This is a genomic window from Streptomyces sp. NPDC029836 (assembly GCF_055574495.1).
Genome location: NZ_JBVHZI010000001.1, coordinates 642,950 through 665,156 on the forward strand (window position 1 = coordinate 642,950; position 22,207 = coordinate 665,156).

Sequence of the window (22,207 nt, forward strand, 5' to 3'; positions counted from 1 at the left end):
GGTGGGCCGCCGTGATCAGGCTGTCCCGGCGTCTGGCCGGGGATGCTCCGCACTGGCCCGAGAAGCGCCTCGGCCGACTGCTGCGGGCGCGGACATGAACCGTCCGTCCTTCGCCCGCGCCAGCGAGCCCCGCTTCTCCAGCACATAGGCACGGTGACGGATCTTCTCCACCTCGTTCTCGATCTCCGCTTCCCGGCCCACCGCCCACGTCAGCTCCACCCCGTTCACCGGCCCCGAAGCAGCCACCACCGCGGCGAACACCTCCCGATACAGGCCGCTGGGCACCTCCTCACCCATGCCCGACCGCCACACCGGCGGCCGCACGCCATGCCCCACACCCGAGCCGCCCGCTCCCACGGCAGCCATCTCACCACCAGACGGCACGGAAACCGGCATATCAACCGGGCGTTCCTCGGCCAGCACCGACACGAGCTCCCCACGCCCCACCCGAGCCCGCTCGACCAGCTCCCGCGCGGCATCCACCTCCGCCTGAGCCTGCTCCAAAACCTCCGTCCAGGACTCCAGATTCTGCCTCGCTCGCGCCTCACGCTGTTCCATCAACCCCAGCACCGACGGCATCGCACCCTCCTCGATCCACAACAAGCCGTTCGCTGCCTGCCCCTACCCCTCCGCGATCATTCCCCGCACACGAAGAAGCCCCTGCTCATCGAATAGGAACTCCCTCCTCCCTTTGTAACAACGCACTAAGCCTCATATCGGAGGGCGCGCTCTCCTTCGTGGTCGGCAGTGCACGCAGGCGTCAGGCGCTGACGCGGGCTACGTTCCGAGGACTGGCAGCAAGGGGACTGCAGGGCTCTTCAGTGGGTCCGCAACCGCTTGAGGAAGGTCCTGACGAGAGCGTCGAGCTCCAAGTCTTTGGAGGTCTCCTCCACCAGGATTCGCTCGATGTGAACGAACCCGCTGTTCCGCCAATGTCGATCCCGAGTTCCGTCAGCTGCCAGTCGGCCGCGGTGATGCGGCCCGTCGACCTCGATCAGGCCCGCCCGGCCCTCACGAACGACTAGAAAGTCCGGTGTCCATGAGTTGCCGACTCCCACGCGCCCCAGTGGCAGAGGGAAGATTGAGATGGTGGCATCGGCAGGGAGGGCAGCTTGCGCTCGCTTGAGCGCCTCATAGACACGTAGTTCCTCGCGGGAATCGAAAACGAATCCGTCGCGTCGCAGTTCGGGCTTCGGATCGGTGACCCGCGCGGCATGGTTGGTTGTGGTATCCGACGTGAGTCGGCCCTGAAGGGCCTGCCTCCAGTCCAAACCCACCTCTGGAAGCGCTGGCCCGACATGGACAGACTGTGCTTCCACCCCGTTCCGCTCCGCAATCGGCAAGAGGGCGTCCCGGATCCGTGCAAGAGCGTCTTCGGTGAACCGGTCCATCAGCCAACCGGGGACAAGGAGGCGAGCGTTCATCCAGTCGCCGAAGCTGTTGCCGGGAGACCACTCGATACCCTCGACATCTAGGAGAAGAGCCGCTGCCTGGACATCTCCCTGATCATGAAGGAACCAGGCCGTTTGACCGAGGACGGTCTCTTCGACGGAGAGCGCTGCCTCTTTGTTCGAGGTCTTGCCGACTTCTGAAGTCACATCCCAAGACTAGAGCTGCGGTCTGAACAGGCGAACCCAATCGGTCAAGATTGATGAATCACCTGGTCAAGAGCCCGTGACTGCTTGTTGCAAGGGGCTGAAGGGGCTGAGTTTTAGGGAAAGTGCATACGATGCCGCCGCAGCCTCCAGATGCTCGTCCGAACGTCTCAGCCGCCGTTACCCCCACTACGCTCCAGAGGCTCTCGCCAATCCGGCTAGCCTCCCGGTCAATCACGCGGCCAGCGTCAAGCAACATGTCTCATGAGACATGTTGAGCGCGAAGAACACCTCCATCCCGGCCTCGTGCGGAACTGCGCCGCCGACCACCTGGTCATCGGCGCGCCCGACGGCGGCTCCTGTGCCACCGGTCGCCCGTACGACACCGGGACCTGCCTCCTGCACGGCGGCAACGCCACGCAAACATGACCCGTGAACGGGCCAAGTAAACTGCGCGGCCTGCCCTCATAGGGGTCGCTCACCTGTACGCCCAAGCCGAACGACACGTAGTTCGCCCCACTCAGGTCAGCTGCTCGCCTCCCTCGGCCTCGGCCTCAGCGCGCCGCTCATCCATGGCGAAGCCCAGCCGCTCCGCCTGGACCTGGACATCGGTCCACAGGCACAGCGCCGTGAGCGAAGTCCACGGTTCAGTCCGCTCTGGGTCATCGAGCAGCACCGTCTCGGTGTAGCCGTCGAACCACGCCTCTCCGCGGGCCCGGCCGTCCGCCCAGGCCCGGTCCTTGAACCACAACCTCTTGATGGTCGACTCCAGCAACCGTGCATGGAGTCCCACCTGGAAAGTTAGCGTTTGCGCCACTTCCCAGCCGTTGTTGATGTGGCGCTCAAGGCGCTTGTTGCGCGGAGCGTGATCACAGATGCCGATCTTCGCTATCTCCGGATCCGAGCGGTGAAGGAGGTAGATCAGGCCCGGCGCGTCGTCCTTGAAGCCGGTGACCTTGCACTTTTGCGAGTTGCAGGCGCCCTGGCCCCGGTAGAGGTTGCCCAGTCGGGGCTCCACATCGGCCCCGCACTCGATGCACGTCCCCGGCCAAGGGGTATTCGTGCTCTTGAATGCGTGCAGATCATCGGGAAGAACACGGTAGGAGAGGGCGCGGTCCCATGCCTGCTCCGGGGTTAGCGGAGTGTTAGGCGCGCAGTGTATGCACGCTCCTTGACCGTTTCGGACGTCGTTCAGACGAGGGGTCACATCCTTGTGACACCGCAGGCATTCGCCGAGCCACGGTATGTCGATGCCTGGGTAGGGCACCTTGGGCTCGACCAGCCCCGAGTCGACCATCATCTTGAACGCATCATCGGGGTGGATCTCCTTCTTGGAGCAGAAACGGCAGGCCATGCCGCCGGCCCGAACCACCTTCATGAGTACCTTGATCGGCTTGCCCTCGCGTGGGCAACCGACATTGAGGCAACGGCATGCCCACCCCTTGGAGTTCTTCTCGTACGGCTCCAGTGGCTCGATGTTGGCGACTACGACGCTCTTCGCCAGCTCGTCCTCATCGAGCCTGAACTTCTTTGCACGCACCTTGTCGGCGCACGGGCGACAACCGCGGGGAGCATCCCCGTGCCGCTTGGCCTTCGTGGAGATGCTGTCGTACGTCGGGTCAATATCCCCCTGGCACCTCATGCAGGTGCTCTCCCAGGGCGTCTTGTTCGAGGCGAAAGGCACCTTCGGGTCGCACCCGTTCCGAAGCATGAGCTGCCGCGCCTCTTCCGGATCAGTCGCGCGTCCCGATACCAACTTGTCCATCCGTCAGCCAGGTTGCGGCCACGTTGGCCCCGCGATGACTCTACGGGCGACCACCGACAGCGACCGAGCGGTGAGACCCATCCCGTCCGCCTGTTGCTGCCCACGATGCACACAGCTGTCCGGGCGTTCCTTGATCGCCGACCGCAGCAATAGCTGTCTACGGCGAGCGACAAGTCAGCAAATCGAGATCACAGAAGAGTAAAGTTTTCGATGCCGACTGAGACGCCAGGGTTAACGCCGCTACACCAGGGAGTGCGGAGCCAGCAGCGCCGTACGCTGAGACAGCCAAGGGCCTGAGACAGGCGAACTGTTCCTAAGCTTGACGTTTATCCAGCTCTGCTGCTTGCGATGGTTGCCGTGAGGTCCGGTTGGTCCTGTTTCCCGACGGTGCGTTCGCGTGCACGGTGCTTGTTCTTCATGCCGATTGGCCGGCCTGGGCCTGCGGTGCTGGGTTTCGGTGCACCGGCCGGTTGAGGGGCCTTGCCGTGGAGGCGGCGAAATCCTCTGCGGCACCGACCCTGGCCGAGGCGATGGAGACCGCCCGGACGAAGGCATTCGTGATCCTGGACGGCACCCTGCTGCCGATCGACCGGATCGCCGCCGACACCCCCCTACTACTCGGGCAAACACAAACGGCACGGCATGAACGTTCAGGTCCTCACCGACCCGTTCGGCCGACTGCTCTGGGCGTCACCGGCCCTGCCCGGATCCACCCATGACCTGACGGCCTCCCGCAGCCACGGGATCGTCGACGCGCTCGCCGCCGCGGGACTGAAGTGCTGGGCGGACAAGGCCTACCAAGGCGCCGGCCGCCACATCCGAGTCCCCTTCCGGGGCCGCCGGCTCAAGCGATGGAAGCGACGGCACAACAGCACCCACGCCAAGATCCGGTGCGTCGGCGAGCAGGCCATGGCCTCCCTGAAGGGCTGGCGCCTACTGCGGAAGCTCCGCTGCAGCACCAACCGGATCACCGACATCGTGAAGGCCGTCCTCGTCCTTCACCACGCCTCACCATGAGGTTGGAAAAGGCTCCGTGTGGTGGCCGCATGCGGAGATCCTGCCCGGTACCCGGGAGCGCACCGAACAGCGTGTGAAGTCCTGCATCTTGCCCTACCTCGGGGAGAAGCGACTGCTCGACATCGGCACGGAAGAACTGAACGCCTGGAAGCTCGCTCTGCGCAAGCAGGTCGCGTCGGGGACAGTCCGCACGGCGTGGCAGAACCTGCCGAAGATCCTTCAGGCCGCGTGCGAGGCGAACCGCATTCCCCGAAATCCCTGCCGCGGGCTGGATTCTGCTCGGCCGCCGAAAAGGCCGCCGACGAACAAAGAGGCGTGGGGCCCGTCGGTGTTCCGGGATGTGCGTGTTGCCCTCCACCCGCGGTACCGCGCCCTCGCTGATCTCGGCGTCGCCGCTGGCCTGCGCCCCGGCGAGGCGCTCGCGTGGAGCCCCGACGAGGCGCTCGCGTGGAGCCCCGACGATCTGCGGGACGGCTGGCTGTATGTCGACCGGCAGCTCCAGAGCATCGGGGCGCGGCACTGGTTCAAGCTGCCGAAGAGGGACAAGACCCGCCGCCTGCCCGTGCCGACGGAGTTGGAGGAGGCCCTGCTCGCCCACATGGAGACATTCCCATCCGTAGAGGTGACGCTGCCCTGGGTCGACGCGAGCGAACCCACCATGGCATGGGAGCGGAGGCCACAGGTGACGGTCCGGTTGCTCACCACTACGGCGTACGACAACCCGATCACCAGCAACATCTTCCGGACCGACAACTGGAATCCGGCTCGGGAGTAAGCCGGGCTGGTGGAGCGGCTGTACCGGGCGGAGGGGACGCCTCGGGATGCCTGGAATGGCACGGCGCCGTTCACATTCCACGCTTTGCGGCACACCTACGCCTCGGTGCAGCTCGGCGCAGGCGAGACGCCGGTGACGGTGGCGGAGTACATGGGCGACACCGTGGAGACCGTGCTGGAGACCTACGCGCACTTCATCCCCGACGCCGGCGGCCGGGGGCTGGAGGCCATGGGCAACTTCATGACGGCGGCCTGATCATGTCTCAACTGACGGCGGAAGGTGTGGTGATGGCTTCGGTTGTGCCAGGCTATCGGGCCATGACGACTCGGCTGATCGACTTCGGCCCTGCACGTATCACTTCGGCGGGCACCCGGTGCGCCCATGTGCCCGATCAATGCCCGACTGCGCGTGCTGCGAGCCTTTCACCTGCGGGAACGTTTCCCCAACCCCTGCCAGAGGAACGGGTTGGACCAGCCGCCGGTCCAGACGGTGGGGAAGGGCGCGGCCAGGCCGGCGAGCCGGCCGTCGACGGACACCCGGACCTCGCGGTGGGGGCCGTCGGCGGCCTTGCAGGAGTAGGGGGCCGCGTCCGGGACGGTCAGGTACCAGTACTCCTCGCAGCCGCCGCCCGAGCCGGTGGCGTACACCTCGGCGATGAGCCGCTCGGTGTTGCGCGGGGTGGTGACGTCGGGGGTGGTGAGCGGCAGCACCAGGTCGGGGGTGTCGGCGGGGGCGGTGGCGCCTTCGGCGGCGTAGAAGGTGAGGGTGACCTTGACGTCGATGACGCCGGTGTAGGTGTCGTTAACGACGTTGCCGATCAGCATCTCGACGGGTTGCGGGCGGCTGAGGGTGTCGCGGTAGCGGGTGACGTCCTTCTCGACGGACCACGTGATGCCGTCGGGCGAGGGCTGCGGGGTGGAGGTGCGCAGGATCTCGACGCCGCCGACGGTGAGGTTGCCGAGGCGGTCGTACTGGCGCCCCTTGACGGCGCCGTCGAGACGCAGCACGACCTTCGCCCAGGGGCCGCGACCGCAGCCCTCGGGCGGGGCGTAGGTCCCGCGGTGGGGGGTGAAGTCGCTGAACCGGGCCTCCGCCAGGGTCACCCGGCAGGAGCGGGTGGCGGGCCGCACGACGGGCGGGGCGGCGGTGAGGGGGTCGTGCCAGTCCGTCCCGAACTCGGCGGGCGGGGCGGGTTCCGGTGCGCCGGTGGAGGGCGCCGCGGCCCGGGCGGGGGCCGCCGCCGCGGCCGGCGCGGTGACGGCCGGGGTGCCCGCGGCGAGGGTGAGCGCGGCGAGCAGGCCCATGATCCTGAGTCGTCTCATGGCCCCGCAGTGAAACCCGTCGGGGGCGCGGGCCGCCAGGGTTGCCGGCCCCGACGTGGCGGAATCTCGCCCCTCCCCGGGGTCGCTCAGCAGGCGGCGGGCAGCACCACGACGCCGTCGTCGTCGACGTACACGGTGTCGCCGGGGCGGAAGGTGACCCCGCCGATGGTGACGGGTTCGTCCACGGCGCCCGCGCCGGTCTTGCCGCTCTTGCGGGGGCAGGTGCCGAGCGCCTGCACGCCGAGGTCGAGCCCGCCCAGGGCGACGCTGTCGCGGACGGCGCCGTTGACGATCAGCCCGGCCCAGCCGGCGCGCGCCGCGGCCCCGGCGATGAGGTCGCCGACCAGGGCGGTGCGCAGCGAACCGCCGCCGTCCACGACGAGGACCGCGCCGTCGCCGGGGGTGTGCAGCAGTTCGCGGAGCAGGGCGTTGTCCTCGTGGCAGCGGACGGTGCGCACGGGTCCGGCGAAGAGGGCCCGGCCGCCGACGCGCCGGAAGGGGGCGGCGCAGATGCCGAGGTCCTCGCCGTGCTCGTCGTACAGGTCGGCGGTGGGGACGGGGGTGACGCTCATGGGGATCCGGGCTCCTCGCGGTTCGTACGTCGCGCCGTGCCGGCCCAGCGTAGGCGCGGGCCCGCTTCGCGCGGCGTACGTGTCCACGGGCCGGGCCCGCGACGGCCTACGGCCGCGGCAGCGCGGGTCCCGCCGGCAGGGACGTGATGACGGCGGACGGAGAGGGTCCGGAGGGGCGGGCTTCCGCGCCGGGGGGCGGGGGCTGCGACGTGCGGGTCAGCAACAGGACGCCGCGGGTGGCGGCGAGGGCCCCGCCGATCGCGAGGAGGACGCCCACGGCACCGCCCTGGAGGCGTTCGCCGAGCAGGACCATGCCGATCGTGGCGGCGGCCAGCGGGTTGGCCAGGTTCACCACGGCCAGCGGGGCGCCGAGCCCGCCCCGGTAGGCCCGTTGGGAGAGCAGCATGCCGCCGACCGCGAACACGGCGACGAGCAGGGCGACGGCGGCTACCCGGAAGCTGAGCAGGGCACCGCCCCGGCCCGCCGCGACGGCCACGGTCTGGGTCAGCGCGGAGGCGGCGGCGGAGGCCAGCCCGGAGGCGGTCGCGTGGCGCAGCCCGGTACGGGGGTCCTTGCGGACGGTGAGCAGCAGGATCACGGCGGCGGTGGCCCCGGACACGCCGAGGGCCTCGGCGAGGGTGAGGGTGTCGTCGGGGGCGGGGCCGGAGGCGGGGAGCAGCAGCAGTCCGAGTCCGGCGACGGTGGCGGCCGTGCCCCGCCACTCGGTGACCGCGACCCGGCGTCCGGCGCCGCGGGCGCCGAGCGGTACGGCGGCCACCAGGGTGAGCGCGCCGAGCGGCTGGACCAGGGTGAGGGGCCCGTAGCGCAGGGCGGCGGCGTGCAGTAGCGCGGCGGCGGCGTTCAGGCCGGCCGACCACCACCAGGCCCCGTTGCCGAGGAGGGCCGAGGCGCTGCGGGCGACGGCCCGGCGGGCGAGGCGTTCCTGGGCGACGGCGGCGGCCGCGTACGTCACGGCGGAGGCGAGGCAGAGGACGACGGCGAGCGCGGTGGCGTTCACCGACCGGCCCTCCTCGCCCCGGAGACCGCCACGACGGCCGCCTCGGCCACCCCGTGCGGACCGCCCGGGGCGGCTCCGGCCCGCACGCGCGGCGACACGAAAGCGCGATCCGGCACGACGGGCGCGGGGGCGATGCCCGCCCCAGCGGGCGCGGGCACGACCGCCCCGGCAGGCGCGGGGTCGATGCCCGCTCCGGGCGCCGGAGCCGCCACCGGTACGGCGCGTCCGTCCGGAGCGCCGTCCGGGACCGGAAGCGGCGCGCCGGGCTCCGTCGCCGGCCGGGGAACGAGCAGGAGGGCCGCGCCCAGCAGCGCGGTCGCCACCAGGGCGTCGAGCCAGTAGTGGTTGGCCGTGCCGACCACCACCAGCAGGGTCACCAGCGGGTGCAGCAGCCACAGCGCGCGCAGCCGCGAGGAGGTCGCGGCGATCATCCCGACGGCCAGCATCAGGGCCCATCCGAAGTGCAGCGAGGGCATCGCGGCGAACTGGTTGGCCATCGTGTCGGCGGCGGGGGCGGCCCGGTAGACGGACGGCCCGTAGACCTGGCCGGTGTCCACCAGGTGCGCGGCGGCCAGCATCCGCGGCGGCGCGAGCGGAAAGGTGAGGTGCAGGACCAGGGCGGCGCCGGTGAGCAGCGCGAGGACCCGACGGGTCCACAGGTAGTGGGCGGGCCTGCGCAGGTAGAGCCAGATCAGGAACAGGACGGTCGCCGGGAAGTGCACGGCCGCGTAGTAGGTGTTGGCGGTGTGCACGACGGCGTCCGAGTGCAGCAGGAGCCGCTGTACGACGCCCTCGCCGGGCAGGTGCAGGGCACGTTCGGCGTCCCACACCCGGTCGGCGTTGCGGAAGGCCTCGCCGGTGCGGCCCGTCGAGAGCGTCCGGCCCGCCTTGTAGACGGCGAACAGCCCCGCGACGAGCAACAGCTCGCGTATGAGCCGGCGCCTTTCGTCCTTCTTCCCGGCGGCGCGTGGCCCGCCGGGCGTGGTGTGGGAGGTCATCCCCCGGTCTCACTTCTTTCGGGTGGTGCTGCGGTGGTGCTGCCGTGCCGGTGCGGCTTCCGGGCCGGAAGCGGGCGGCGCGGCGGGTGACCGCCGGCCGGATCCGTACCGCATCGACACGCCAGTGTATCGATACATTGGCGTATCGATACGCTGGTGTTCCGATAGCCTGGTGGAGCCGTACACTCGGAGCACGGATCAGGCCGCCCGGGAACCCTTGAGGAGAGCCGCACCCCATGACGTCGACGCCGCAGGTCACCGCGCGCCGCTCCAAGATCAGCCCGGAGCGCGAGCAGGAGTTCTACGACGCGGTCCTGGACGCCCTGCGCGAGCACGGGTACGAGGCCCTGACCATGGAGGGTGTCGCCGCCCGCGCCAGCTGCGGCAAGTCCACGCTCTACCGGCAGTGGCGCACCAAGCCCCAGCTGGTCGCGGCGGCCCTGCGCGCGAGCCGGACCGATCGGACTCTGGCCGGCGTGGACACCGGGACCCTCGTCGGAGACCTGCGCGAGGCCGCGCGCATCGCGGCCGGCACCTCGGGCAGGGACACCCGCCTCAGCCAGGCGCTGGGACACGCCGTCCTCAGCGACGAGGAGCTCCAGCGCGCGCTGCGCGAGGCCCTGGTGGAGCCCGAGCTCACCGCCTTCGACGCGATCGTCGCGCGGGCGGTGGCGCGGGGCGAGATCCGCGCGGACCACCCCGCGGTCGAGTTCCTGCCGGCGCAGCTGATGGGCGTGCTGCGCATCCGGCCGGTGCTGGAGGGACGGTACGCCGACGCCGACTACCTGGTCAGGTTCGTCGACGCGGCCCTGCTGCCCGCATTGGGCATCACCCCCTGAACGGTGGGCCGCCGTCCACGATGACCGGACGGCTGCCTGCTCGCGCTGCCTCGTGGGGACGGCGGCAGCGCGCCACCGGACGGGGTGGCGGTCACTTTCGAGCAGAGTGACCGCCACCCGGTCCGTACGGATGACCGCACCCCCGGGAACGTACGGTTCACCCCGCGACGCGGCCGGTGATCACCCGCGTACGGCGCCCATCACGCGGGCGAACTCCTGCGGCTCCACGTCGAATCCGTACGGCCGGGCCTCCAGGGACCACCCGCCGTGGGTGTCGCGGACGAACTCGGCGACCCGGGCCGCCGTGGCGTTCGGGACGGCCGCGAAGTCGGTCTCGGCGAGGTCCTCGTACCCCTCGCGGATCCGCAGGCCGGTCCCGGTGACGGAGGCGAAGGTCTTGCGGTCCGCGGTGCCCCCGTGGTCGGAGTCCTGTATCACCACGCCCACCACGACGCGGCCCAACTCGGGAGCCATTCGGTCCAGTTCGAGAACCATCACCTCGTCGAAGCCGAAGCCCTGGCCGGTCCGGCTGTCGCGGCTCAGGGTGATGGTGCCGTCGGGTGACCGGCTCCCGAAGTGCACGAGGTGGACGGGCTCCCCGTGCGGGTCGGCCGTGGCGTACGCGGCGGCGACGATGTCGAGGTCGTTGGCGGGTGTTCCGGCCGGACTCGGGTCCCAGCGCAGGCTTATCTCCACCTTGGCCAGGCTCTTGCGTACTCCGCTCACCGAACTCCCCCTCCGCTCGGGCGCTTTGGCCCGTGTTGCCTGTTACACAATGCCCGGCCATGCTGTCACGACCGGTCACTCACGGGCCGGCCGACCGCACGTTCCCGGCCACGCGGTGCGCGCCGGCCCGCTTGATCATCCGGCGAGGGACGGCGTGGCGGCGGACTCGTCGCCGGGCCGACGCGCCCTCGGTGCGCGGGGCGGCGGGGCGGCCGGCGTCACCGGTACGCACTCCCGATGGCCCGTACGTCCGGGTGGGCGGCCGCGGGGGGCGCAGCCGTTCGGCGAAGGCGCGCTTGACCCGGCGGGGCGTGCCGGGCCCCAGGCCGATGTGTTCGAGGGGGGCGTCCTCGGGCAGCGCGGCGAGCAGGCTCTTGGAGCCGCGTCCGGTGATGCCGGTGTGGCACAGGTCGAGGCGGCGCAGCGGGCTGCCGGGGAGGGCGGCGGCCAGGGCGTACGCCCCTTCGTCACCGGGGTCGTTGCCTGCGGCGCCGAGGCTGCGCTCGGACAGGGTCCGGCCCAGGTCGAGGGAAGATCCGCTCCAGCGGCCGTTCGCGGACCAGGAGGGCGTCGAGGAGCAGGCGGATGCCGGCGGTACCGATGCCGGTGTTGACGAGGTCGAGGGTGCGCCGCGGCGGGAAGGAGACGCAGGACCGGACGGATGCGAACCGACGCCCTCCGGCTCGATGCCCGGGCGCGACGAGCTCAGCGCTACGACCTTGCCGGGGTGATCATAGCGGCGGGAGCATCCGGGACTCGATCACCTGTTTGAGCAACTCCGGCACGGGGAAGCGCCGAACGGACGCAACAATGTCCCTACTGCATCCGATCCGTGCCCTTTCGTCCGACTCCGGGGAGTGCCGACCCTCTCACTCCCCGCCGACCACCCGGGCCGTCACCCTTCCCCCGCCGGGGCCGGACGGCCGCAGGATCTTCGGCCGAACCGGATCGTTATCCTCAAGTTTTACTCAGATGTAGTGACGCTGAGCCCGTGACCTTCCTAGCTTCCTCGTACACGTGCGTTCACATGGGCGTTCCCGCGCCCCGGTCCCCCACGTGCCCCGTTCCCGCGATTCACCCCCTGTGGTCCCGCGTTCCCGAGGAAAGAGTTCAGCATGAAGGTTCCCAAGGCCGGTGCGGTCGCCGCCGCGATCGCCATCGCCGTCACCGCCTCGGGCTGTGCCGGTGCGGACCCCAAGGAGCCCCTCGCCATCGGGATCAAGTTCGACCAGCCCGGCATGGGGATGCGCGAGAGCGACGGAACCTTCACCGGTTTCGATGTCGACGTGGCCACGTACATCGCGAAGGAGCTCGGCTACAAGCCGAACGAGATCGTGTTCAAGCAGGTCTTCAGCTCGGACCGGGAACTCCTGATCCAGTACAACGAGGTCGAGTTCGTCGCGGCCAGTTACTCGATCAACGACAAGCGCAAGGAGAAGGTCGACTTCGCCGGCCCCTACTTCGTCGCGCACCAGGACCTGCTCGTCCGCGCGGACGACACCTCCATCACCAAGGCCGAGGACCTCAACACCAAGCGGCTGTGTTCGGTGACCGGCTCCACCTCCGCCGAGAACGTCAAGCGCAACCTCGCCCCCAAGGCGAGCGTGTTGGAGCTCGGCGGGTACTCCGAGTGTCTGGTCGCCCTCCAGGACAACCTCGTCGACGCGATGACCACCGACAACTCCATCCTCGCCGGGTACGCGGCGAGGAAGGGCAACGAGGGCAAGTTCCGCCTCGTCGGGCTGAGCCTGAGCAACGAGAACTACGGCATCGGCCTCAAGAAGGGTGACGGGGACCTCCAGCGGAAGATCAACTCCGCGCTGACCAAGATGGTCTCGGACGGCTCCTGGGAAACCGCCGTGAAGAAGAACTTCGGTCCGGCGAACTACAAGTACGAGCCCGCCCCCCAGGTCACCACGAACGACTGAGGCCCCCGGCCCGCCGGCCCCCCTTCCCCCGCGCCCGCCGGCCGCAGCCCCACGGAGGCCCGCGGCCGGCGGGTCCGGTGCGTCGGGGTGACCGGTGGCCGCCGGGCACCCGGGGGCGCCGCCGCGGCGCACGCCCCGCGGATCAGTCCTGCGGCGCCTTGGCGCGCAGCACGGTGAGGAACTCCCGCATCCAGGCGGAGTGGTCGGGCCAGGCCCGGGCGGAGACGAGGGTTCCGTCGACGACCGCCTCGGAGTCCTCGAAGTCGGCCCCCGCCGCCTTCATGTCCGGCTCCAGCGCGGGATAGGCGGTGACCCGCCGGCCGTCCAGCACCCCGCTCGCGGCGGTGATCAGCGGGCCGTGACAGATCTGCGCGATCGGCTTGTCGACGTCGGCGAAGCCGGCCAGGATCCGCCGCACCTCGGGGTCGTTGCGCAGGTACTCCGGCGCGCGGCCGCCCGGGACGACCACCGCCGCGTACTCCTCCGTGACGACGTCGGCGAAGGCGATGTCGGCCGGCCAGGTGTAGCCCGGCTTCTCCGTGTAGGTGTCGAAGCCCTCCTCGAAGTCGTGCACCACGAACCGCAGCTTCTTGACCGCGGGGGCCGCGATGTGGACCTCGTACCCCTCCTCGCGCAGGCGCTGGTAGGGGTAGAGGACCTCCAGCGACTCCGCCGCGTCACCGGTCACGATGAGGATCTTCACTGCCATGTACGGCTCCTGTCGAGGCTGTTCGCGCACGGTCGGACCCCACCCGGGGCCACCCGTACCCTGCCCCGCGGGCAGGCCCGAAACACCCTCGGGATCTTCACGCCCGACACATGGAATCAACCTGTAGGGCACATGACAATGTGAACCTCGCTCTGCCACCAGACACCCCGCCAACTGCCATGGCGGGGACGGTGCGTGTGGAGAGGCATCCCCCACGTCATGAGAATCTCCCGTACGGCCGGCTGGGCAAGTGCCCTCGCGGCCACTTCCCTGCTCCTCATACCCGCGACCGCCTCGGCGGTCCAGGAACGGACGGCGGCGGCTCCCCACGCCGGCCAGGTCCGCGACACCACCACGGCCGCTCCGGCCGCCGCGGCCGCTCCGTCCGCAGCCGATCCCTACGCGGACTACTGGGCCCCCGCGGCGGGCAAGACCGGCGCGGCGCTGAAGTCCGCGCTGCACGGCATCATCAAGAACCAGTCCAAGGTGTCCTACGACGGCGTGTGGAACGCGCTCAAGGTGACCGACCAGGACCCGGCCAACTCCAACAACGTCATCCTTCTCTACTCGGGTCGCTCCCAGTCCAAGTCCACCAACGGCGGCGGCGCCAACGACTGGAACCGCGAGCACGTCTGGGCCAAGAGCCACGGCGACTTCGGCACCGCCACCGGCCCGGGCACCGACCTGCACCACCTGCGGCCCGAGGACGTGACGGTCAACAGCACGCGCGGCAACAAGGACTTCGACAAGGGCGGCAGCCCGGTCTCCGAGGCCCCCGGCAGCTTCACCGACGGGGACTCGTTCGAGCCGCGCGACGCGGTCAAGGGCGACGTCGCGCGCATGCTGCTCTACATGGCGGTGCGGTACGAGGGCGGCGACGGCTTCGCCGACCTGGAGATGAACGACAAGGTCAACAACGGCAGCGCCCCCGCGATGGGCCGCATCAGCCTGCTGAAGCAGTGGCACCAGCAGGACCCGCCGGACGCCTTCGAGCAGCGCCGCAACCAGGTCATCCACGACACCTACCAGCACAACCGGAACCCCTTCATCGACCACCCGGAGTGGGTCGGGGCCATCTGGTAGGGAGCGCGCACCGCACGGATCCGGTCGAGGGCGGGTTCGGTCGGCGGCACTTCATCGTCGGCGCCCCGTACGAGGGCCCCGGGGCAACCCGCACACGCCCACGGAGCCGCCCCTCCCCGTGCGGGAAGGGGCGGCTCCGTCAGCCGGTCAGCCCGTCGGCCGGCTCAGCACTGGCGCAGGCCCGGCGCGGGGTCGACCGACGTGTGGACGTCCACCGCGGGAACGTTGCCCCACTGGCCGTTGTCCAGCTGGGTCCAGTACCAGATGTTGTTGCCGCCGGGGTGGTTGTCGCCGCGACCCCAGCACTGGAACCAGCTGAAGCTCGTGTTCAGCGGGCCGCGCACCGCGGAGCCGTAGGAGCGGTGCTCGTAGCCCTTGGCGCCGGCCCGGTTGCCGCACCACAGCTTGCCGTCGGAGCGGACCCCGCATTCGGCGGCCGCGCCCTTCACGGTCGTGGGCGTCGCCATCGCGGGAGCGGTCGCGGTCGCCAGGCCGCCCGCCAGGGCGGCTGCGGCGAGACCGAGGGCGATCTTCTTGCGTGCGGACATGTTTCCTCCTTCGAAGGGCTCCGTCGGGAGCCGGTGATGGGTGTGGTGGTGGGTCCCGGCCGGCGGTCGGTGACCGGCCGGCCGTCGGTGGTCAGGAGCAGGTGGGCACGCCGTCCAGCCAGGCCGGGCCCTTGAGGTAGATGTTGCTGATCCACGCCCGGTACTCGGGCAGGTAGGACCAGGCGTCGTTCGTGTAGCCGTCCGCCGTGACCAGTTCGGCGTGCTTCTGACACTCGACGCGCACCGAGGTCGGGCCGGCGAACCGGTGCACCCGCGCGCTGCCCGCGGAGGGTTCCGTGTGGGTCCACACATCGGTGCCCCAGGTGCTGAACGTGCCCGGGGCCGGGGCCGGCGAGTCGATGCGGACCGCGCCCGCGTAGTCCCCGCCCAGCCGTACGTCGCTCACCGCGATCCGGGTGCCCGACTGCCGGGCCTCGACCAGCTTCCCGGCACCCAGGTAGATCGCGATGTGGTGGACGGAGCCCCCGGACCCCCAGGCGAGGAGGTCCCCCGGCAGCAGCGGCGCCGTCCCCTGCCCCGCCGCGAAACGCTGCTTCACCCGCGGGGAGTTGAACTGGTGGTACGCGTTGCCGGACAGCGGATCACCGCCGGCGGCGCGGGCCCAGGCGTACCGGACCAGGCCCGAGCAGTCGAAGCCCAGCCGCTCCGGGTCGTGTTCGCTCGCCGGGTCGCTCGGGTCGACCTGGCCGTACGTCGGCCCCGGCCGCGGCCCGTGGCCGCCGCCCCAGCTGTACCAGACGCCGACCTGCTCGCAGGCGGCCCGCACGGCGGCCTCCGACGTCGCCGAGGCCCCGGGGGCCAGCACCCCGCAGGACGCCGCTGGTGCCCCTGCCGCCGCCGCCGTGGCGCACGCTCCTCCCCACCCGGCCAGGAGCAGCAGCGCCGCCACCATCGCCCCCACCGTTCTCCGCATCCCCATGTACGTCTCCCCGTCCCCGTCGCGGTGTCGCCGCGGTGCGGTCCCCGTGATCGCGCTCCGGCACTCCGCCGGGCACTTCGAGACTGTTCCCCGGGCCCCCTCCCTGTCGAGGGCCCCACGGTCGCCCACCGCGACGGGAAACGGGAAACCCTGAGGAAACCCCCTCCCACCAGGGCTTTTGACGTGACGTCAGCCCCGGGGGGCGACGGTGGGCGCGGCGGCCGCGCACGGCGGCCGGTACGGACGTCCGGGGAGCAGGAAACGCCAGTCCTCCGGCGTGGGGTCGCCGATCAGGGTGCAGATCGCGGCCGTCCGCTCGCCCGGGTCGACGGACCAGAAGCGGATGGTCCCGTCGGTGCCGCTGCTCGCCGGGCGGCCGCTGGACGGGTCGTAGGCGACGCCCCACACGGCCCCGGCGTGTCCGGCGAGGGTGGCGACGGGCCGGAAGCCGACCGCGTCCCACATCCGGACCGTGCCGTCGATGCCACCGGAGGCCAGGACCCGGCCGTCGGGCCCGTAGGCGACGGCGCGGACCGCGCCGGTGTGCCCGGCGAGAGTGGCGAGGGACCGGCCCGACGCCGGCTCCCACACCCGGACCGTCCCGTCGTTGGCGCTGCTCGCCAGGCGCGTGCCGTCGGGGCTGAAGGACACGCTCCGCACGGCTCCGCGGTGCCCGCGCAGGACCGTCCGCGCCGAACGCCCGGCGACGTCCCACAGCCGCACCGTCAGATCGTCGCTCCCGGAGGCCAGGAGCCGCCCGTCCGGGGAGAACGCGACCGCGTTGACGAAGTCCTGGTGCGCGGTCAGGGTGCTGAGCTGGGTCCGTCGGGCGGTGTCCCACAGTTTGACGGTGCGGTCCGCGCTCGCCGACGCGAGGGTGCGCCCGTCCGAAGAGAAGGCCAGCGCGAACACCGACCCGCCGTGTCCGGTGAGGGTGGCGAGGAGCGTGCGCCGGGCGCAGTCCCACAGTCTGACCGTGCGGTCGGCGCCCGCCGAGGCCACGAGTCGGCCGTCGGGCGAGAACGCCACCGCGAAAACGGCCCCCTGGTGCCCGGCGAGCAGCCCGGCGGGACGGCGTTGCCGCAGGTCCCACAGGCGCACGGCCCGGTCCGCGCCCGCCGAGGCGAGCAGCCGGCCGCCGGGGGCGAACGCCGCCTGCCACACCTCGGCGAAGGGGCGGACCACCAACGCGGTCCGGCCCGGGTCCCACACCACCGCCGACTGGTCGAAGCCGCCGGTGGCCAGCAGGTCGTCCGGTCCGACGGCGACCGCGAGCACGTAGTCGGTGTGCCCGGCGAGGACCTGGGTGACCCGGTGTCCGGCCGTGTCCCACAGCTTGGCGGTGCCGTCGCCGCTCGTACTGACGACGGTGGTGCCGTCCCGTGTGTAGGCGACGGCGTTGACGTCGTCGCTGTGCCCGCGCAGCACCTCGGTCACCGTCGGGCGGCCCGGCCCGGAAACGTCCCAGATCCGGACGGTGCGGTCGGCGCCGCCCGAGGCGACGCCGCGCCCGTCCGGCGCGAAGGCCACCCCGAGCACCCCGTCCTCGTGCCCTTCGAGGACCTCCGCGGGCGCCTCCGCGTCGGACACCTCCCACAGCCGGACGGTGCGATCGGCGGCGCCCGAGACCACGCGCCGTCCGTCCGGGGAGAACGCGACCGCGTGCACGGCGTCGGTGTGTCCGCGCAGGGTGCTCCGCTGCCGCCCGGACGCCGTGTCCCACAGGCGTACCGTCCCGTCGACGCCCCCCGTCGCGAGGGTCGCGCCGTCGGGCGAGAAGGCGACGGACCGGACCCCGCCGCCGTGCCCGTAGAGCGTGCCCGCCGGCTGGCGGTCCGGCAGCCGCCACAGTCGGACCGTCCCGTCCGCGCTCGCCGACGCCAGCAGCCTGCCGTCCGGTGCGAAGGCCACCCCCAGCACGGGCCCGCCGTGCCCGGTGAGCGTGGCCACCGCCGAGCGGTGGCCGGCGCCGCCCCACAGCCGTACGGTCGCGTCGGCGCTGGCCGTCGCGAGCAGCTCACCGTCCGGGGCGAAGGCCACGCCGTTGACCGGGCCCGTGTGCCCGGACAGTCGACCGGTGAAGGCCTGCGCCTGGGTGCTGAGCAGGGCGCCCCTCGCCTCGGTCGTCGGCGCCGTCCGGTACGCCTCGGCCGCCAGCAGCATCGAGGCCTCGGGCCGGCCGGAGGCCATCGCCCCGGACCGCACCGCCAGCGCCTGCGACTGCGCGACGAGGCGTTCCTCCACCGCCCGCGACCACTGGTGGAAGGCCAGGCCGCCGGCGGTCAGCGCCACGGCGAGCAGCAGGCCCAGGGTCACCAGCAGTCTGCGGCGCGTCCGTGTCCGGCGCAGGGACCGCAGCCGGCGGCCGTGTTCCTCGGCCCGGCTCGCCTCGAGGAACTCGCCCTCCCAGGGGCCCGGGGGGTCGTGGCCGTCCTGCCGCTCGGCCCATTCCCCGGCCGCCGCCAACCGGCTGCCCCGGTAGAGGAGTTCCGCGTCCCGGTCGCCGCGCACCCAGGCCGCGGCGTCGTCGGCGAGCTGCTGGCGCAGCAGCAGGCCCGCCCGGTCGGAGTGGATCCATTCGCGCAGCCGGGGCCAGGCCCGGAGCAGGGCCTCGTGGGTGATCCGTACCGCGGAGTCCCCCGCCGTGACGAGGCGGGCCCGTACGAAGGCGTCCAGCGCGGCGCCCGCCGCGCCCGCGTCGCGCAGCCCCGCCAGCAGCCGGTCGGGCTCGACCCGGCGCCGGGTCTCCACGTCCCCGTCGGCGACCCGCACCAACCGCAGCAGCAGGCGCCGGGCCGCGTCCCTGCCGGCCGCGTCCAGCCCGGTGAACACGTCCTCCGCCGTGCGGGCGACCGCGCCGCGCAGGCCTCCCGTCGCCTCGTATCCGGCGACCGTGAGGGTGCGGCCCGAGCGGGCGCCCCAGGTCACCAATAGGGCGTGCGAAAGGAGCGGCAGGGCTCCCGCGGAGCCCGCCGGGGTGCCGTCCTCCGCTCCGGCGTCCCGCGCGAGCAGTTCCACCAGGCCGGGTTCCAGCAGCAGTCCGGCCCGTTCGGCGGGGCGGGTGATGGCCGCGCGCAGCTCTTCGGGAGTCATCGGGGCGAGGACGAACAGTCCGCGGGCGAACACGTCGGCGAGTTCGGGGTGGTCGAGGCAGCGGCCGCTGAAGTCGGCGCGCAGGCCGAGGACGACGAGCGCGGGGGCGTCGGCGGCGCCGCCGGAGAGCGCGGAGAGTTCGGTGAGCGCGGTGATGAAGGCGCGCCGTTCACCCTCGTCGCGGCAGAGCGTGAACACTTCCTCGAACTGGTCGACCACCAGGACCAGCCGGGTCCCGTCCGGCGCGGAGCCGTCCCGCGGCCGTGGTGCGGGGACCGGTCCGGTGGTCGGTTCCAGCACGCGTGCCAGCTCCCGCATCGGGTGGGCCGTCGGCGTGCAGAGCAGCACGCGCGGCGCCCGGTCGCCGAAGAGTCCGTCGCCGCCCCGCCGCAGGGCGGGCACGAGCCCGGCCCGCAACAGCGAGGACTTGCCGGCTCCCGACGGCGCGACCACCGCCAGGGGCCCCTTGCCGGCCTGCCCCGCCAGCCGGTGCAGCAGCGTCGACGTGGCCCGTTCCCGTCCGAAGAACCAGTCGCTGTCGCCGGGGCCGAACGCGGCCAGTCCCCGGTACGGGCAGGCGCCGGGCTCGGCCTCCGGCCGGCGGGCCGGGGGCACCGGGTCGGGCACCAGCCGGGCCAGCGCGCCGCCCGCCCCGAGCGCCTCGTCGCAGCGTTGGGCGAGATCGGCGGTGGGCGGCTTGGTGCCGTTCTCGATCTTGCTGAGGTAGCCCTTGCTGTAGTGCATGAGCCGGGCCAGGCCGGAGAGCGACAGCCCGCGCTCCGTCCGGATCCGCCGCAGCGCCGCCCCGAAGTCCGCGGCCGGGCCGGCCCCGTCCCCGGCGGTTCCTTCGGCTCCCGATTCGTCCTCGGTGGCGGGCCGTGCGGCTCCGTGCGCGCCCGCTTCCTTCCCGGTCGGGGCGGGCCCGGCGGCTCCGTCCGGCGACCGGTCACGTCCGTCCATGGGCGCCTCCGTTGCGGTCCGGCGGCCCACGCTAGCGAGGCGCCCGAGGCCCCCGCACCGTGCGCCCACCCGTTCGGCTGAATCCCCATGGCGGTGGCATGGAACTCCGACAAGGGGGGTGCGGCCACGCTCCGGGTGCCGTACGCGGGCCGGGCGACTCGGGCGCTACGGGGTCCGCAGCCGGTCGGCGAGGGCCTGGAACCGGGGCCAGGGCAGCTGCGGGGGCCGCGCGTCCCACACCTTCTGGGACAGGGCCGCCAGGGGCAGCTGGATGCCGGCCGCCACCTGGGCGGGGGTCTGTGCCCCGGCCAGGTCGGCCCAGATGGCCAGTCGGGCGCCGAGTATCTGCGCGTCGTAGCGCGCGGGGACGGGTGTGGTGCCGCGCAGCACCAGCGGGGTCCACTGCTCGTAGATGCGGCGGCCGGTGGGGTAGGTGAACTCGTTGGGCTCGCCGAGCACGTAGTAGAGGTACTCGTCGTTGAGGTTGACGACCTTGCGGCCCGCGTCGAGGTACTGGAGCGGCGGTCGGGCGCCGATCTCCTTGCCGGTCCAGTACTCGACCTGGAGGTCCGGCGCGGCGGCGACCACTCCGCCGCGGAAGAATCCGTCGTTCCACGCCTTGAGGGCCTTGCCCGACGGACGGACCACCGCGGCCCTGTCGTTCAGCCAGCCCGTCGCCAGGTCCTGGACCCGGGCCGCGGGTCCGTAGCGTTGCCGGGCGGCGGCCGCGAGCTCGGGGAAGGAGGCCTGCGGGTCGCGGACGACGAGGGCTTGGTACTCGTCGGCGCCCAGGTGCCAGGCTCCGGCGGGGAACAGCGGGATGTACTCGCGGAGCAGTTCGTCCACCAGCTTGGCCGACGCCGGATCGGATATGTCGACGGCGCCCTTGACGGCCTTGCCCTGCGCGTCGCGCAGTTGCAGGTCGGGGTGGGCGCGCAGGACGGCGCCGAGGTGTCCGGGCGAGTCGATCTCGGGGACGACGGCGATGTGCAGTCGGGCGGCGAGCGCGGTGATCCGGCGGACCTCCGCCTTGGTCAGGTGCGGGGTCGAGACGATCTCGGGATGGCTGTCGGACTGGATCCGGAAGGCCTGGTCGTCGGAGAAGTGCAGGCCGAGCTGGTTGAGCTTGAGGTCTGCCATCTCGCGCAGCCGGTCCTCGATCCACTCGGGGGCGAAGTACTTGCGGGCGATGTCGAGGTTGAGGCCGCGCTGTGCCTTGGCGGGCGCGTCCTTGACGGTGCCCTCGGGGGCCGAACCGGCGCCGCGCACCGCCTGCTTGAGGGTGCGGGTGCCGTAGAAGACTCCCGCCTCGTCGGGTCCGGCTATGTGGACCCGGCCGTCGCGGACGGTGAGGGTGTAGGACTCGGCGGCGCCCGATCCCTCGGCGCCGAGGTCCAGTTGGACGTCGCCCGGCTTGACCTCGTCGGACTCCGCGTATCCCAGGCCCAGTTCGCCCGCGAGCAGCTTCCCCTCGTCGGCGAGGGCCGCACGGTCGGCGGGAGCCACGACCACCCGGGCGCCGGGCGCGGGCTTCCAGCCGGGGCCCCGCGCGGGCTGGTGCTCCCGTACGGCCGGGACGGTGCTCGGCGTGGAGGACATCGGGTACGAGGGTTCCGGCGGGGGCGTCGGATCGGGAGCGGCGCTCGTGGTGCCGACTCCGGCCGTGGCGGCCGTTCCCGGGCCGGCGGGCGCGGTCCCGGAGGAGGCCGAGCAGGCGGGCACCGCGAGGGTGACCAGTGCGGTGGCCGTTGCCGTCGCGATGGTCCTGACTCTCCTGAACGTCCCGGTCGTCTGTCCCATGGTGTGCCCGTACCCCCTGTACCAACCTGGCACGGGGGGCACGGGCGCGCGACCCGGGGGCGGCGGCGGAGCTCAGAGCAGGGCGTCGAGCGCGGCGGCGGCGAAGCCGTGGTCCTGGTCGGGGGCGCCGCCGCCGACGCCGATCGCCCCGATGAGACGGCCGTCGCGGTGGACGGGCATGCCGCCGGCGATGAAGAGCAGCGGCCGGTCGAGGGCGGTGGGCAGGGTGTGGAAGGGCCCGCCGGGCTGGACGGCGTCGACGAGGTCGGCGGTGGGGGTGTCGAGCTGGAGGGCGGTGAAGGCCTTGCGGGTGCTGGTCTCGCCGGAGATCAGCACGGCCCGGTCGTCGCGACGGAAGGCGAGCAGGTGGCCGCCCGCGTCGAGGACGGTGACGCTGACCCTGACCCCCGCCGCCTCGGCGGCGGTGCGGGCGGCGCCGACGAGCAGGTCGGCGTCATCGCTGGTCAGGGGCGTAAGGGTGGGGCGGATGGCGGTGGTGCGGGACATGCGGGGGCTCCT

General features: G+C 72.2%; 19 protein-coding genes and 2 pseudogenes. 7 read left to right on the forward strand and 14 right to left on the reverse strand.

All coding sequences use genetic code 11. From position 1 onward, the window contains the following. Positions 1-15: 15 nt before the first annotated feature. The gene (locus ACZ4XJ_RS03030) at positions 16-579 is read right to left on the reverse strand and encodes a hypothetical protein (protein WP_468495089.1); all 564 of its coding nucleotides are present in this window, start codon (positions 577-579) and stop codon (positions 16-18) included. A 239-nt stretch (positions 580-818) separates the two neighbouring features. After that, a complete protein-coding gene (locus ACZ4XJ_RS03035; RefSeq protein WP_468495090.1) occupies positions 819-1,598 on the reverse strand; it encodes a hypothetical protein in 780 nt (259 codons plus the stop codon). A 261-nt stretch (positions 1,599-1,859) separates the two neighbouring features. Here ACZ4XJ_RS03035 and ACZ4XJ_RS03040 point away from each other — a divergent pair, with 261 nt between their 5' ends. Next, positions 1,860-2,024, forward strand: a complete 165-nt coding sequence (locus ACZ4XJ_RS03040; protein WP_468495091.1) for a hypothetical protein — start codon at positions 1,860-1,862, stop codon at positions 2,022-2,024. Positions 2,025-2,115: 91 nt separating this feature from the next. Here ACZ4XJ_RS03040 and ACZ4XJ_RS03045 read toward each other — a convergent pair whose 3' ends face one another. After that, positions 2,116-3,360, reverse strand: a complete 1,245-nt coding sequence (locus ACZ4XJ_RS03045) for a hypothetical protein (RefSeq protein ID WP_468495092.1) — start codon at positions 3,358-3,360, stop codon at positions 2,116-2,118. Positions 3,361-3,845: 485 nt separating this feature from the next. Here ACZ4XJ_RS03045 and ACZ4XJ_RS03050 point away from each other — a divergent pair. The 3 genes and pseudogenes from ACZ4XJ_RS03050 to ACZ4XJ_RS03060 all read left to right on the forward strand — a co-directional run. Next, positions 3,846-4,377 (forward strand): annotated as a pseudogene (locus ACZ4XJ_RS03050) (transposase family protein); the annotation flags it as partial. Between the two features lie 16 nt (positions 4,378-4,393). Continuing rightward, the gene (locus ACZ4XJ_RS03055) at positions 4,394-5,152 is read left to right on the forward strand and encodes a hypothetical protein (RefSeq protein ID WP_468495093.1); all 759 of its coding nucleotides are present in this window, start codon (positions 4,394-4,396) and stop codon (positions 5,150-5,152) included. An 84-nt stretch (positions 5,153-5,236) separates the two neighbouring features. Then, complete coding sequence (locus tag ACZ4XJ_RS03060; RefSeq protein ID WP_468495094.1) at positions 5,237-5,407, forward strand: integrase; 171 nt, start codon at positions 5,237-5,239, stop codon at positions 5,405-5,407. Between the two features lie 197 nt (positions 5,408-5,604). On the opposite strand, the pseudogene ACZ4XJ_RS03065 reads toward ACZ4XJ_RS03060, so the two are convergent. The 4 genes and pseudogenes from ACZ4XJ_RS03065 to ACZ4XJ_RS03080 form a co-directional block, all read right to left on the reverse strand. Then, positions 5,605-6,474: pseudogene (locus ACZ4XJ_RS03065) on the reverse strand (peptide-N4-asparagine amidase); the annotation flags it as partial. Positions 6,475-6,560: 86 nt separating this feature from the next. Beyond that, on the reverse strand, positions 6,561-7,046 hold the full coding sequence (gene rraA, locus ACZ4XJ_RS03070; protein ID WP_468495095.1) for a ribonuclease E activity regulator RraA: 486 nt from the start codon (positions 7,044-7,046) through the stop codon (positions 6,561-6,563). Positions 7,047-7,152: 106 nt separating this feature from the next. Further along, on the reverse strand, positions 7,153-8,064 hold the full coding sequence (locus ACZ4XJ_RS03075) for a DMT family protein (protein ID WP_468495096.1): 912 nt from the start codon (positions 8,062-8,064) through the stop codon (positions 7,153-7,155). After that, on the reverse strand, positions 8,061-9,062 hold the full coding sequence (locus ACZ4XJ_RS03080; RefSeq protein ID WP_468495097.1) for a phosphatase PAP2 family protein: 1,002 nt from the start codon (positions 9,060-9,062) through the stop codon (positions 8,061-8,063). The genes ACZ4XJ_RS03075 and ACZ4XJ_RS03080 overlap by 4 nt, the downstream gene beginning before the upstream one ends. A gap of 236 nt (positions 9,063-9,298) precedes the next feature. Between ACZ4XJ_RS03080 and ACZ4XJ_RS03085 the strand changes: the two genes are divergently transcribed. Next, complete coding sequence (locus tag ACZ4XJ_RS03085; protein WP_362876202.1) at positions 9,299-9,901, forward strand: TetR/AcrR family transcriptional regulator; 603 nt, start codon at positions 9,299-9,301, stop codon at positions 9,899-9,901. 180 nt (positions 9,902-10,081) lie between these two features. Here the strand turns inward: ACZ4XJ_RS03085 and ACZ4XJ_RS03090 are convergent, their stop codons facing one another. After that, positions 10,082-10,627, reverse strand: coding sequence for a TerD family protein (locus ACZ4XJ_RS03090; RefSeq protein ID WP_468495098.1), 546 nt, complete (start codon positions 10,625-10,627; stop codon positions 10,082-10,084). Positions 10,628-11,742: 1,115 nt separating this feature from the next. On the opposite strand from ACZ4XJ_RS03090, the gene ACZ4XJ_RS03095 reads away from it, so the two are divergent. Beyond that, on the forward strand, positions 11,743-12,555 hold the full coding sequence (locus ACZ4XJ_RS03095; RefSeq protein WP_362876200.1) for a glutamate ABC transporter substrate-binding protein: 813 nt from the start codon (positions 11,743-11,745) through the stop codon (positions 12,553-12,555). A 142-nt stretch (positions 12,556-12,697) separates the two neighbouring features. Here ACZ4XJ_RS03095 and ACZ4XJ_RS03100 read toward each other — a convergent pair whose 3' ends face one another. Then, positions 12,698-13,264 carry a DJ-1/PfpI family protein gene (locus ACZ4XJ_RS03100; RefSeq protein ID WP_362876199.1) on the reverse strand — a complete coding sequence of 189 codons (567 nt, stop codon included), beginning with the start codon at positions 13,262-13,264 and terminating at the stop codon, positions 12,698-12,700. A gap of 219 nt (positions 13,265-13,483) precedes the next feature. Here ACZ4XJ_RS03100 and ACZ4XJ_RS03105 point away from each other — a divergent pair, with 219 nt between their 5' ends. Continuing rightward, positions 13,484-14,347, forward strand: coding sequence for an endonuclease I family protein (locus ACZ4XJ_RS03105; RefSeq protein WP_468495099.1), 864 nt, complete (start codon positions 13,484-13,486; stop codon positions 14,345-14,347). Between the two features lie 164 nt (positions 14,348-14,511). On the opposite strand, the gene ACZ4XJ_RS03110 is transcribed toward ACZ4XJ_RS03105, so the two are convergent. The 5 genes from ACZ4XJ_RS03110 to ACZ4XJ_RS03130 all read right to left on the reverse strand — a co-directional run bounded on the left by ACZ4XJ_RS03110 (position 14,512) and on the right by ACZ4XJ_RS03130 (position 22,195). Further along, positions 14,512-14,895 (reverse strand): hypothetical protein, encoded by a 384-nt coding sequence (locus ACZ4XJ_RS03110; RefSeq protein WP_362876197.1) that lies wholly within the window; start codon positions 14,893-14,895, stop codon positions 14,512-14,514. A gap of 91 nt (positions 14,896-14,986) precedes the next feature. Then, positions 14,987-15,835: a C40 family peptidase gene (locus ACZ4XJ_RS03115; RefSeq protein ID WP_468495100.1), complete on the reverse strand. Its 849-nt coding sequence runs from the start codon at positions 15,833-15,835 to the stop codon at positions 14,987-14,989. Between the two features lie 189 nt (positions 15,836-16,024). Further along, positions 16,025-19,888: an nSTAND1 domain-containing NTPase gene (locus tag ACZ4XJ_RS03120; RefSeq protein WP_468495101.1), complete on the reverse strand. Its 3,864-nt coding sequence runs from the start codon at positions 19,886-19,888 to the stop codon at positions 16,025-16,027. 165 nt (positions 19,889-20,053) lie between these two features. Further along, complete coding sequence (locus ACZ4XJ_RS03125; protein WP_468495102.1) at positions 20,054-21,688, reverse strand: beta-N-acetylhexosaminidase; 1,635 nt, start codon at positions 21,686-21,688, stop codon at positions 20,054-20,056. A gap of 72 nt (positions 21,689-21,760) precedes the next feature. After that, a complete protein-coding gene (locus ACZ4XJ_RS03130; protein WP_362876193.1) occupies positions 21,761-22,195 on the reverse strand; it encodes a GlcG/HbpS family heme-binding protein in 435 nt (144 codons plus the stop codon). Positions 22,196-22,207 lie beyond the last annotated feature (12 nt).